At 51.9% G+C, this 12,548-nt stretch carries 14 protein-coding genes; 11 read left to right on the plus strand and 3 right to left on the minus strand.

Annotated elements, in window-relative coordinates; genetic code table 11:
* Nucleotides 1-12: 12 nt before the first annotated feature.
* Nucleotides 13-609 (plus strand): Crp/Fnr family transcriptional regulator, encoded by a 597-nt coding sequence (locus BD_RS05890; protein ID WP_011163797.1) that lies wholly within the window; start codon nt 13-15, stop codon nt 607-609.
* On the opposite strand, the gene BD_RS05895 is transcribed toward BD_RS05890, so the two are convergent.
* Entirely contained in the window at nt 592-1,452 is an 861-nt protein-coding gene (locus tag BD_RS05895; RefSeq protein ID WP_011163798.1) for an MBL fold metallo-hydrolase, read from the minus strand. The genes BD_RS05890 and BD_RS05895 overlap by 18 nt on opposite strands.
* 184 nt (nt 1,453-1,636) lie before the next feature.
* On the opposite strand from BD_RS05895, the gene BD_RS05900 reads away from it, so the two are divergent.
* The 7 genes from BD_RS05900 to BD_RS05930 all read left to right on the plus strand — a co-directional run bounded on the left by BD_RS05900 (nt 1,637) and on the right by BD_RS05930 (nt 7,216).
* A complete protein-coding gene (locus BD_RS05900; RefSeq protein WP_011163799.1) occupies nt 1,637-1,960 on the plus strand; it encodes a rhodanese-like domain-containing protein in 324 nt (107 codons plus the stop codon).
* Complete coding sequence (locus BD_RS05905) at nt 1,957-2,376, plus strand: YeeE/YedE family protein (RefSeq protein WP_011163800.1); 420 nt, start codon at nt 1,957-1,959, stop codon at nt 2,374-2,376. Before BD_RS05900 ends, BD_RS05905 begins: the two co-directional genes overlap by 4 nt.
* A gap of 1 nt (nt 2,377) precedes the next feature.
* Complete coding sequence (locus BD_RS05910) at nt 2,378-2,818, plus strand: DUF6691 family protein (protein WP_011163801.1); 441 nt, start codon at nt 2,378-2,380, stop codon at nt 2,816-2,818.
* A 10-nt stretch (nt 2,819-2,828) separates the two neighbouring features.
* Nucleotides 2,829-3,608, plus strand: coding sequence for a sulfite exporter TauE/SafE family protein (locus BD_RS05915; protein ID WP_011163802.1), 780 nt, complete (start codon nt 2,829-2,831; stop codon nt 3,606-3,608).
* A gap of 75 nt (nt 3,609-3,683) precedes the next feature.
* Nucleotides 3,684-5,621: an acetate--CoA ligase gene (gene acs / locus BD_RS05920; RefSeq protein WP_011163803.1), complete on the plus strand. Its 1,938-nt coding sequence runs from the start codon at nt 3,684-3,686 to the stop codon at nt 5,619-5,621.
* Nucleotides 5,622-5,634: 13 nt separating this feature from the next.
* The gene (locus BD_RS05925) at nt 5,635-6,153 is read left to right on the plus strand and encodes a DUF6580 family putative transport protein (protein WP_038451246.1); all 519 of its coding nucleotides are present in this window, start codon (nt 5,635-5,637) and stop codon (nt 6,151-6,153) included.
* A 4-nt stretch (nt 6,154-6,157) separates the two neighbouring features.
* Nucleotides 6,158-7,216 carry a tRNA-dihydrouridine synthase family protein gene (locus BD_RS05930; protein WP_011163805.1) on the plus strand — a complete coding sequence of 353 codons (1,059 nt, stop codon included), beginning with the start codon at nt 6,158-6,160 and terminating at the stop codon, nt 7,214-7,216.
* Nucleotides 7,217-7,218: 2 nt separating this feature from the next.
* Here the strand turns inward: BD_RS05930 and BD_RS05935 are convergent, their stop codons facing one another.
* Complete coding sequence (locus tag BD_RS05935) at nt 7,219-7,473, minus strand: glutaredoxin (RefSeq protein WP_041583495.1); 255 nt, start codon at nt 7,471-7,473, stop codon at nt 7,219-7,221.
* Nucleotides 7,474-7,520: 47 nt separating this feature from the next.
* Here BD_RS05935 and BD_RS05940 point away from each other — a divergent pair, with 47 nt between their 5' ends.
* From BD_RS05940 to BD_RS05950, 3 genes are all read left to right on the plus strand, one after another.
* Nucleotides 7,521-8,177, plus strand: a complete 657-nt coding sequence (locus tag BD_RS05940; protein WP_011163807.1) for a class I SAM-dependent methyltransferase — start codon at nt 7,521-7,523, stop codon at nt 8,175-8,177.
* A gap of 182 nt (nt 8,178-8,359) precedes the next feature.
* Nucleotides 8,360-10,633 carry a hypothetical protein gene (locus BD_RS05945; protein WP_080559023.1) on the plus strand — a complete coding sequence of 758 codons (2,274 nt, stop codon included), beginning with the start codon at nt 8,360-8,362 and terminating at the stop codon, nt 10,631-10,633.
* A 102-nt stretch (nt 10,634-10,735) separates the two neighbouring features.
* A complete protein-coding gene (locus BD_RS05950; RefSeq protein WP_011163809.1) occupies nt 10,736-11,593 on the plus strand; it encodes a TIGR02285 family protein in 858 nt (285 codons plus the stop codon).
* Here BD_RS05950 and BD_RS05955 read toward each other — a convergent pair.
* Nucleotides 11,575-12,546, minus strand: coding sequence for a tRNA dihydrouridine synthase (locus BD_RS05955; RefSeq protein ID WP_011163810.1), 972 nt, complete (start codon nt 12,544-12,546; stop codon nt 11,575-11,577). The two genes, BD_RS05950 and BD_RS05955, sit on opposite strands and share 19 nt — an antisense overlap.
* Nucleotides 12,547-12,548: the final 2 nt, after the last annotated feature.

Below are 12,548 nucleotides of genomic sequence, written 5' to 3' on the forward strand. Positions count from 1 at the left end.
TTTAATACCAGTATGGAATTCAAAGATCTGTTTTCTCAAGCCGTCTCAAAAAACTTCCGCCGCGGGGACGTGGTGTATCGTGCGGGTGAAACACCCCAGAATATTTATTTTGTCGAATCAGGCCTGGTGGGCCTGGGGTTGTGGGGAGAATCCGGCAAGGATCATCTGGTGCGCTTGTTTCGCGAGGGCCAGATCTTTGGGCACCGCAGTCTGTTTGCCAATGAACCGTATCATGCCACCGCCACCGTGATTGATGACAGTGTCCTTCGGGTCATGAATAAAAACGAAATGCGCCAGCAGATGAAAGGCAACTGTGACCTCGCGGAAAAGCTTTTGGAGACTTTGGCGATTGAACTGCGCCGGGCTGAAGCCAAACAATTGATCTTGAGTGAAAAAGACGCCCCGGCGCGTATTGCCGAAGCGGTGGTGTATTTAAAAGAACTTCACCCGGAATACTCCTGGACCCGGCAAGAGATCGCCGATTTCTGCGGGACCACCACACCCACCGTGATCCGCACTCTGGCCCGCTTCGTGGAAGACGGGCTGATAGAGCAGCGCGGGCGGGAAATCATCATCCTGGATAAAAAGAACCTACTGGCGCAGGGGTAATTTTAAATACCGTGTGCCATTTTCCTCCGCCGCCGGCAGCTGGCCCGCGCGGATATTCACCTGAATGCTTGGTAGAAGCAGTTTGGGGGCCGCCAGCGTGGCATCACGCTCTTGGCGAAACTTCACAAAGTCTTCCTTGCTGGTGTGACCCTTCAGTTGGATGTTCTGGTTCTTTTCCTCATTGACGGTGGTTTGATACATCAAAGCGCGGCCGTTGGGTTGATAGTCATGACCCACAAAAATCCGGGTGTTTTCCGGAAGGGAATAAATTTTTCCAGTGACCGAGTCGTAAAGATTTTCAGCACTTCCCGCCGGGAAGTCGCAGCGGCCCGTGCCGGAATCAGGCATAAACAGCGCATCCCCGGTAAAGATCGCATCCTCAATCAGATAAGACGCGCACGCAGGCGTGTGGCCCGGAGTGAACAAGGTTTTGATTTTCAGCGATCCCGCCTGCAGGACTTCGCCTTCTTTTAGCAGGATGTCAAAGTCAGAGCCCGAGGTGTTCAGGTCATTCATATTGAAGACCTTCTTGAACACCTTTTGCACTTCGGTGATGCGTTCGCCGATGGCGACCTTGATGTCCGGGAAGAAGTTTTTAAAAAGCTGAGAGCTGGACAGGTGATCCGCATGGGCATGGGTTTCCATGACATAGTGAGGATGCAGTTTCATCTCTTTTACAAACGCCACCACGGGGTCCATGGACTTTGTAGAAAGTTTTCCAGACGCTGGATCGTAATCCCAAACCGGGTCAATCACCACGGCATCCCGTGTGTCCTGGTCATAGACCACATAGGTCAGGGTGGAAGTGACGCTGTCAAAGAAGTGCTGAATTTGCAGTTTCATGGAATACCTCCTGCTGAAAGCCTGTCTCAGGTTTCTGGCTATGGTTCATTATAGAACAAAGGCCTGCCCTGAGTTATGTCCTCGGACATAAGAAAAGGTTTTTCTTTATGTTCCCGGGCATAACACCCAGACCGAGGATAGCCTTAGGATGAAGTCCTGTGAAGCCAAATAAGCGAGGACTGCTATGCGTGAAATAAGCTGTGAACAACTGAAAGAAAGAATGAACGAATTCCGTCTGGTGGATGTGCGCACCCCCGAAGAATACACCGGGGAGCTGGGGCATATTGCGGGCACCGAGCTGCGCCCGCTCGGCCCTGAACTGCTGGATTTTTTGAAAACCCTGAACCCGTCCGAGAATATTGTCTTTGTTTGTCGGAGTGGGGCAAGATCAGGGCAGACGACACTTCTCAGTGAAGAGATGGGATTCACCAGCACCTACAACATGGTGGGCGGAATGTTACGCTGGAATGAAATGGGATATGCAGTGACTAAAGGAGCAGGAAAATGATGAACAGTATTTTGATGGCGTTGGCGGGTGGGGCTTTGATTGGTCTTGCGGCCTCGTTGATGTTGATTTTAAACGGTCGGGTCACGGGTATCAGTGGCATCGTGAATGGATTTATCGGCGATGTTCGCAAGGATCTGTGGCGAGGTGCCTTTATCCTGGGGCTATTGATCGGCGGACTGGTGTTGGGAGCTTTGCAACCAGATATGTTCGTGAACACCTCGGGCCGATCCGTGGGCGTGGTGCTGATTGCCGGTTTGATCGTGGGGTTTGGCACGGTGATGGGCAGTGGTTGCACCAGTGGCCATGGCGTTTGCGGAATAGCGCGCTTTTCTGTGCGCTCGCTGGTGGCCACCGCGACGTTCATGATTTTGGGAATGCTGACGGCAACACTCTTTAAGGCACTGGTGGGAGGCTGATATGAATAAAACATCCATGAAACAAACCGCGGCCGCTTTTGTGGTGGGCTTGATCTTTGCGATTGGGCTGGGAGTTTCCGGCATGACTCAGCCCCAGAAGGTCATTGGTTTTCTGCAGCTGGGTGAGGGCTGGGATCCGTCACTTATGTTTGTCATGATCGGAGCCATCCCGGTTCATATGCTGAGTTACCGTTGGATGAAAGGGCATCGCACACCTTTGTTGGACACTCAGTGGCACGTGCCGGCGTCCAAGGAAGTCACCCGGCCCCTGGTGGTCGGAAGTGCTTTGTTCGGTTTGGGCTGGGGCTTGGGCGGATTTTGCCCGGGTCCGGCGCTGACGTCTGCTGGAGCCGGTCAGGAGATGGCAATCTATTTTGTGATCGCGATGCTTGCGGGAATGGGGCTGTATCGCCTGTACGCCCGCTTTACTGTGAAAGGGTGAGGTGTTTTTTATGGAACTGTTGGGTTATTTAGGTGCCAGTCTGGTCGGAGTGTCGTTAGGTCTTCTGGGCGGAGGCGGTGCGATTCTGGCGGTTCCGTTGTTTGTATACTTCTTTTCACTGCCACCATCTTTGGCCACGACTTATTCGTTGTTCGTGGTGGGGGTGTCGAGCCTGATCGGCTTTGCCCGGAATTTTCGTCAGGGACAGGTGGATGTCAAAGCCGGTGTTTATTTTGCGGTGCCTTCTTTTGTCGGTGTGCTCTTGGTGCGTCGCTGGCTGCTGCCCGCCATTCCAGATCAGTGGGTTTGGGGGCCGGTTTTGTTTAACAAAGAAGTTGTGATTTTAAGTTCCTTTGCCGTGGTCATGGTGATGGCCGCTTTGGCGATGTTGTTGCCAAGAGCTTCTTCGGCGCAGGGGCCGGTGGCTCCCGCTGCGTTTGCTTTGAAAGCCTTGGGTGTCGGGGCCGTGACAGGCTTTGTGGGGGCTGGTGGTGGCTTTCTGATTGTGCCTTCGTTGGTGCGCATGTCGGGGCTTCGCATGAAGGTGGCTGTGGGCACTTCTTTGGGGGTGATTGCTGCCAATTCAATGTTGGGGTTCTTTGGTGATCTTTGGGCCCGCACACCGATGGACTTCGTTTTGCTTTTGAAGGTTGGTGCGCTGGCCGTGGCGGGAATTTTTGTTGGTTCCTACTGGTCGCAGCACACTTCTGAGGCGCGTTTAAAGCCGGCCTTCGGGATATTCGTATTGCTTCTGGGCGGACTTATTATTGTGCAACAGGCGCTTAATTAACACTTTTAAATACTTTCCTGGGCGTTAACGTTTGACCTCATTCTCAGTTGATTTACGATTGAGAATGAGGTGACTATGCACAAAGAACTTTATCCCGTGAATTCCGAGGTGGCGAAAAAAGCCTGGATTGATGAAGCCAAATACAAAGCCATGTATGAGCGCTCCATTCAAGACAACGAAGCCTTTTGGGCCGAGCAAGCCGAGCGCCTGGACTGGATCAAAAAGTGGGATAAGGTCAAAGAAGTCAGTTTCAAGAAACCCGTTAGCATCAAATGGTACTTGGGTGGAAAAATGAATGTGTCCTACAATTGCGTGGACCGTCATTTAAAAACCCGCGGCGACAAAACAGCCCTGCTGTGGGAAGCCGACAATCCATCCACACCTTCACGCAAAATCACTTACAAAGAACTGCATCTGGAAGTGTGCCGCTTCGCCAATGTCCTGAAAAAAATGGGCGTGAAAAAAGGCGATGTGGTGACGATCTATATGCCGATGATTCCGGATACAGCCGTGGCGATGCTGGCCTGTGCGCGCATCGGGGCGGTTCATTCGGTGGTGTTTGCCGGTTTTTCTCCGGATTCCATCTCAGATCGTATTTTGGACGGGCAGTGCCGGTTTGTGATCACCGGTGATGCCGGCTTCCGCGGCAGCAAAGTGGTGGCGTTAAAAGAAAATATCGATAAAGCACTTGTGAAAACTCCGGACGTGCAAAAAGTTCTGGTGGTGAAATATGCGGGCACGACGGTGGACATGAAGCCGGGCCGTGATCTTTGGTATCACGAAGAAGTCAAAACCGTCAGCGACCAGTGTGAACCAGAACCCATGGACGCGGAAGATCCTTTGTTTATTCTTTACACTTCCGGTTCCACAGGAAAACCCAAAGGGGTGATGCACACCACGGGGGGATATCTGGTGTATGCCAGCATGACCCACCAGTATGTCTTTGATTATCACGAAGATGATATCTACTGGTGTTCTGCTGACGTGGGTTGGGTGACCGGCCATAGCTATATCGTGTATGGCCCGCTGGCGAATGGGGCGACAAGTTTGTTCTTTGAAGGGGTGCCGAACTATCCAACTCCAAGCCGTTTCTGGGAAGTGGTCGACAAACACAAAGTCACAATATTCTATACCTCACCAACGGCGATTCGTTCTTTGATGCGCGAAGGGGACGCGGCGGTGAAAACCACCTCGCGAAAAACCCTGCGCCTGCTGGGGTCCGTCGGGGAGCCGATCAATCCGGAAGCCTGGGCATGGTATCACGATGTGGTCGGTGAAGGACGCTGCCCGGTTGTCGATACATGGTGGCAGACAGAAACCGGTGGCATTCTGATCACGCCACTGCCGGGGGCGATTGCGCAAAAGCCGGGGTCTGCAACTTTACCGTTCTTTGGGGTGCAACCGAAACTTTTGACCAACGAAGGACAAGAGATCCATGGACCGGGCGAAGGGGTGCTGGTGATTGCGGATTCCTGGCCGGGCCAGATGCGCACGGTGTATCGCAATCACGAACGTTTTGAAGACACGTATTTCTCGAACTATCCCGGGTACTATTTCACAGGCGACGGCTGTCGTCGCGATCAGGACGGGTATTACTGGATCACGGGACGGGTGGATGACGTGATCAACGTTTCCGGTCACCGCCTGGGGACGGCTGAAATTGAATCAGCGCTTGTGGCCCATCACAAAGTGGCTGAAGCCGCCGTGGTTGGATATCCACATGATATCAAAGGGCAGGGGATTTATGCCTTTGTCACCTTGAAGTCCGGTGAAACGGCCAGTGAAGAGCTGCGTAAAGAGCTGATTCAGACCGTGCGTAAAGAGATCGGGCCGATTGCGACTCCGGATCTGATTCAGTGGGCTCCACGTCTGCCGAAGACCCGTTCTGGCAAGATTATGCGCCGAATCCTGCGTAAAATCGCCGAGAACCACCCGGATCAACTGGGGGATACGACAACCTTGTCAGAGCCTGCGGTGGTCCAAGAACTGGTGGACAATCGCATGAACCGGTGATAGCTTGCGCGTCATGAACACACGTATGATGACCCTGATTTTGATGGTGCTTGTTGCGGCTTTCAGCCGTTTGATCCCTCATCCTTGGAACTTCACCGCGATTGGTGCGATGGCTTTGTTTGGTGGGGCTTACTTCCCATCCAAAAAACAATCTTTGTTGATCCCGCTGGCAGCGCTGTTTATCAGCGATCTGGCGTTGGGTTTCCATAACACCATGTTGTTTGTCTACCTGGGTTTCACTTTGGTGGTGATGCTGGGGTGGGCTTTGCGCGATCAAAGAAGCGTTTTCAAAGTGGGCACTTCCGCTTTGGTGACAAGCTCTGTGTTCTTCCTGATCTCCAACTTTGGTGTTTGGGCGATGGGCACAATGTATGCTCCGACCTTCAACGGTCTGGTGCAGTGTCTGGTTGCGGGCATCCCGTTCTTTGACAACCAGATCTACGGAGACTTGTTCTTCTCTGGTTTGTTGTTCGGTGGCTATGAAGCCATCAAAAAATACGCGCCAGAATTCGTCGGCGCTCCTGTAAAATAAGACTGTGAAACTGGGGCTGCATCGTCCGGTTCTGGACGGTAAAGTGAACTTCCCGTTGTGTCTGGCCCCGATGGTGGGCCTGACTCACGTGGCTTTGCGCGAAGTCATGCGCGATTATCTTCCGGCCGAGGCTTACACCATCTGGCCGACCGAGATGTTGAATTCCCGCCGTATTCCTGGCGAAAATCTTGAAAAAACCCCTGAAACCATGCGCGCCGCTTATGAGCCGGGCTTGGTGCCACAGATCCTTGGTAACGAAGAAGATGCCATTGCTGAAAGCGTGAAACGCCTGGTGGAGTGGGGCGCTGAAGCCATCGACATCAACATGGGCTGCCCGGTGCAAAAAGCGCTGAAGCACAATTATGGTGTGGCGTTGATGGGGGACCCGGCCTATGCCGCCGAAGTGGTGCGCATGACCGTCAAAAATTCCACCGTGCCTGTCAGTGTGAAGTTGCGCGCTGTCGGCAGCACGAAAGAGTTCGACGAACTTTTGACGTTCGTGTCGGGTCTTCGTCAGTCGGGCGCCGCCTGGGTGTGTCTGCATCCGCGAACAGCGGCGCAAAAACGCCGTGGTAATGCTGATTGGGAGCAGATCAAACAACTTCATAAAGCGGTCGATTTCCCGGTCATCGGCAATGGCGACGTACAAACCTATGACGACGCCATCAACATGCTGAAAGAAACCGGTTGTGACATGGCGATGGCGGGTCGTGGTCTTGCCGCGCGCCCGTGGATGATGTGGCAACTGGGTGAAGAGCTGGGTTTTGCGCCCCCCGCAGGTAAAGAAGGTCAGAAAGCCCCTCGCACTTCGGAAGAAGAGGGCGCCGAGTACGGCAAATGTTTGTTGCGATTGATTGATCGCTGTCGTTTTTATTTCGGGGAAGATCTGGCTATGCGCAAAGTGCGCTTCTATGTTCGCACCACAAGTGTGTGGCTGCCGTTTGGAAACACTCTGGTGGGTGTTTGTGCGAAGGCTCGCACCATTGATGAAATGATCGAGGGTGTGACGAAATTCTTTGAAGGCCCCGTGGAGATGAGTCTGCGCACGGAGCTTCGACAATAATCCTACTCTTGCAGCAGGGGCATCAGTTTGCCTTCTTCGTCCAAGGCTTTCAAATCCGTATAGCCGCCGATCAATTTGCCGTTGATCATGATGATCGGCACAGTTCTCCAGCCGGTTTCGGTTTTGATTCTTTCAATTTCTTCAGGTTTATCGGTCAGATCCACCACGTCATAGTCGATGCCTCGGTCATCCATGAGGTGCATCGCGCGATCGCAGTAAGGACAAGGGATTTTCTTGTAGATTAATACTTTTGCCATAATTCTTTTTGACATAGGTAGGTGGGGGAGACAAGGTTTCATCTAAGATGAACTGCCTGCTCTGCCATTCTCCTCATTCTGCGCCCTTCAAAGTGGATAAAAAGCCAGCCCGCAGCTATTTTCATTGCGCAGAGTGTGATTTGATCTTTATGGACCCCGCAGAGCGTCTTGGGCCGCAGGAAGAAAAACAGCGCTATGATGAACACGAAAATCACAGCAGCCCTGGGTATCTGGCGTTCTTCGAACCCCTTATCAACAGCATTGAAGAACACTTCAAAGCTGCGGGTGTCATGGGTTCGTCACTGACGTCATTGGATTTCGGTTGTGGTCCGACGGCGCTGCTTTCACAGCTTTTGAATCTGCGTGGATTTAAAACTCACGATTATGATTTGTACTATCGTCCGAATCAGGATGAGTTGCGCAAAACCTATCATCTGGTGACCAGCACGGAAGTGTGGGAGCACTTGTATAATCCTCGTACCGAAATCGAACGCATTCTGCGCCTTTTGAAGCCGGGGGGATTGCTGGGAGTGATGACTTCCGCTCACAGAGGTGAAGCGGTTTTCCATGACTGGCACTATCGCCGGGATACGACTCATGTCGTATTTTTCTCAGAGCAGACCATGAAGTGGATCGCTCAGACGTATAAAATGCAGTTGATAAAAAGCCGAAGCCCGTACTGGATTTTCCAGAAATTGTTCTAGCCTTAACGGGTGATACCAAACTTGCCGACTCAAAATGAGAATTTTTTGATCGGCTTTTGACCAAGACCCCATATTCCGAAAAGACAGGTGAGGAATATGAGTTGGGTCTTCACATAATTGTCATCATCTTAACAATAGTCTGGGCTGGTCCGGGAAAAGCCGCACCCGAGGTGGCTTTGGCGATGGCTTGCATTCAGCAGTCCCACTGTTCTGATCAGGTAAAGAAACTGCAGACCCAATTGCAGTGGAACTGCGAACTTGAAGTCAAATCCCAAAACTGCGCCAAACTTTCAGAAGAGCATCCGGACTGGGCGCCACTGATGCGCAAGTGCGATCTGGCTTCGCAATGCCAGGAGCAAAAAGAATACGCACAGAAAAAAGCGCTGGCCTGTTTGCGGGGATATAAAAACGCGATGGTCGATCTGGGAATCTCTTTGAAAGACATGACCGTTTCGCTGGCGGGTCTTGTCGAGGACAGTTGGGAGTCCCTCAAGAAGAACAACCGTGAACGGGCGGCGTTCCTCAAGCAATGCAACACCTCGTTGTCCTGCAAAAAAGATCTGGTGAAAGACGATCATCGCTACAACAAACTTTCTGATGAAGAAATCAACAAACTGCCTGCGTCGTTTTTGTATGTGCAGGCTCAGGATATGAAAGCTTACAGGTCGTCGCTGGAGCGCGTGCGCCCCAAGCCTTATGTGCCGATTGCCGAGCGCGCTCGTGACGACACCGCAATGACCTCTGATCAGAATCAGAAGCTTGAAAACCTGATGAACATCGCCGGTTCCAAAATTAAAGAACAGTATGGCCGCTACATGTGCTACAACGCTTTGGCCCGGGAAGAGCTGGAGTGTTACGCCATCGGCACGATCGTTGATCCGACACTGCTGGCAGGCTACTTCGTAAAAGGGGCTCGAGCCGCCACAGCCGCGGGCCGAATGATCAAGGCTGAAAAAGAGATTCAGGCTGGAACTGAAGTAGCGGTTGGGGCGGGGAAGGTTTCCCGCAGTGAACTTACCGGCCGTTACATAAGCTATTCTCCGACCAGTGTAGAGCAGAACACCGCTTGGATTGCCCGTGCTGAAAAAGGTGCGGATACCAACGTGACATTCCTGGATGTGGAAAACAGCCAGATGAAATATCTGAATGACATTTTAAAGGACAAAAACCTTGTGACGGGGTTGACGAATTATCACAAGGAATTGTTGTTTGATAATATCAAGGCACTGGAAGCTGCTAACCCGGGGCTGGTCATTGATAAGTACTCTGATTTCAAGTCCTCGCGTTTTGCTTTTTCAGGCAAAGTCCCCAAGGACATTGAAGAGCAGTTGGAAAAGGTTTTTGACAAAACCAATGCTGAATTCAACAAAAAGCTGAAAGAGTCAGGCGCCCTGAAGCCCGACACCAAAACAGAAGACTGGTTCCGCGCTGGCATTGGCAATTCGGCTGATGAGGCCAATATGGCGGCCCGCTACTCCCGTCAGTTGGACAAGAACGAAGTTCAGAGCTTCCGCAAGGATGGTTTGAAGACCACGATGCAACAGAAAATCAATTCCCTTGAAAAGCAACGCCAAGAGCTGCGCACGGAAGTCGCTGGCACCGGCATGGTGGATGGAAAGACTTTCGATCAGGACGTGTTTGATATCGTCCGTAAAGGCAAAGGGGATACGGCCCAGGTGCAGCAGGCCTTGAAAAACCGCTATGCTTTAAGTGACATTTCAACCGGCACCGTCAAAAAATTGCAGTCTTATGTGACTGCGACAGATGAGTTTTCACCGGGGATTTATATCGCCAAGCGGGAGATTGCCCATCTGAATGCAGCAGATCAGGGTGGTTTGTCGGTGGACATTATCGGGCTGGGTTCAGCGAACTTAAAAGGCACGGCTGAAGCGTTGGCTTCTTCTTCCAACGTGAACCGGGCCCTGGAGACCACTCGGGCGGCAGAAAAAGCCGTCACCAAAAAATTCAATGACCAGAAAAAGCAGTTTGAGGATGTTTTGACCAAAGCCGTCCCGTCAGGGAAGTTGAAGTCTTTGTGTTCAGGGGATGACTGCGTGGCCGTGGCGGTGAAGCCTTTAAATCAGGCTGAAAAGCAGGACATCTTAAAGGGTCTGGCTAACACCGACTACTCGGGAACCTACCGACTGGCCTTCATTCCGGATGGTGTGCGGAATGTATCGGCCCGCAACGCTTTGGCCAATCATGGAGAGTCGGTTGAAAAAATCCTGCGCCAATCCTTGGGGGCAAGGATGGAGCCACGCAAACTTAAAGGCCTGACTTTCGGTGTGGACATGCGGACTCAGAATTTAAACGAGGGCAGTGTCAAATTGCTGATGGGTGAAGCCAAAGGCGTGACGCTGACATCCAGCGAACGCAAACAAATTCAGGAAGCCTTCAAAGAAGCCATCCAAAAATTCAACACCTCCACCTCCGCCAACTACAACGCCCTCCCATAAAAAGGTGCCTGGTTGTTTTATCTGGCTACAGTGCAGAATCTTGTTCGAAATACATTTATCCTGCCCCCTCAGACTGAGCTATCGTAAAGGCCTGAGGCCTTGATGAAAAAAATGACAGTGTTGTTCTTCCTTGCTGTTAATATGTTTTGCCCATTGGCATGGGCCGAGGACATCACATGGATCCGTTGGGATGATCCGCCCATTTTTATTTTTAGCGGCCCATTTAAAGGGCGGGGGCTGCTGGATAACGTAGAGAGTGAACTTCGTCGGAAGCTTCCCCAGTACACCCACAAGACCATCGAGGGCACGGTCCCCCGGGTTTTGAAAGAGGCCGAAGCCAAAGCTCCGGTGTGTAATGCGGGCTGGCTGGATACGCCGGAGTGGTCCAAGCTGTTTTATTTTTCAAGGCCGGTCTTTGTGATTCCTGCCAATGGGATTCTTCTGCCAAAAAGTCGGCTGGTGGAGGTCAGAAATCTGGCGCCCTATTCATTGCAAAAGTTCCTGGATGATAAAAAAGACTGGAAGCTCGGGGTGGGAAGACTTTACGGCGTTGGTATTGATGATGTGCTGATTAAGAACAACTATCAGAAAAACCCGCAGGTTATCACCATCGCGACCAGCCTTCGTGTGCACAAAATGCTTCATTCCAATCGGATTCAGTACACCTTGGGATATCCCTTTGAAGCGGTCTATTACAACAAACTGCTGGATGGGAAGAACAACGAGGTCGTGCATATCCCGGTGACTGAAAATGCAGCCCGTGTGGAGGTCGTGGTGGCTTGTCCTAAAACTCCGTGGGGAGCCAAAGTCATCGCGGATATCGATCAGGTTTTGCAAAACAGAGCACTGCTGGAAAAATTTGAAAAAGGGGTGGACCGCTGGCTCAGCATTGAGGACCAGGAAAAACTCGCTCCGGCCCGTAAAGAATTTTATCGAAAGAACTATCCTTCGCTCAAGTGATCGACACCGCACAAGGCGTGCAGTTTGGCTTTGAACTCTGTTGGTTTTTTAAGAACCTTGATTTCATCAAAGATCGCCTTGGCTTCCTGATTTTTCAGGGACAGGGCTTTGAGCCATTGTTTGGAGCGGGACACGGCAAAGTAGTCGTTGATGTACAAAGTGCTGGATTCAAAGAACTGCGGCAGCAGGGGGCGGGCGCGTTCCCAGCTCATGTCTTCCACGGGCTGTTGATTCAGGCTTTGTTTGATCTGGCTAAAGATGAACGGATTGCTCATGACTCCGCGGCCGATCATATAGTCTTCGCACTGGGTGACTTCCACGCAGCGGTTGAAGTCCGCCACATTCCAGATTTCACCGTTGGCGATAAGCTTTATTTTGGTCTTTTCTTTGATCTTCGGGATCCAGTCCCAGTAAGCCGGTGGTTTATAACCATCAGTTTTGGTGCGGCAGTGAACCGTCAGCCAGGTGGCATTGGCTTCTTCCACGGCCTGGGCGATTTCCAGACACTTGGTCGGATCGTCAAAGCCCAGACGGATTTTCGCCGTCACTGGAACATCCGCGGGAACAGCCTTGCGAACAGTGTCGACAATGTTAAACACGCGATCGCAGGATTTCAAAAGGCTCGCGCCGCCATCATGACGATTCACGGTTTTTGCCGGGCAGCCGAAATTAAGATCCACACCTAGGGCGCCCAGTTTCACTGCGCGCTGGGCATTCAAAGCCAAAGGTTCGGCCTGGCCTCCCAAAAGCTGCACAAACACCGGCGTGCCCCAGCGGGTGCGCGATCCGGTTTTCAGTTCGGGGCAGTTTTTATAGAAAACACTTTCCGGATGCAGACGGTCGGTGACACGCAAAAATTCGGTCACGCACTGATCAATGCCGCCCAGACGCGTGAGAGTATCACGCATCACCCAGTCGACAACGCCTTCCATCGGAGCCAGAAACAGTTTCATTC

It is taken from the genome of Bdellovibrio bacteriovorus HD100 (genome assembly GCF_000196175.1).
Taxonomy (GTDB): domain Bacteria; phylum Bdellovibrionota; class Bdellovibrionia; order Bdellovibrionales; family Bdellovibrionaceae; genus Bdellovibrio; species Bdellovibrio bacteriovorus.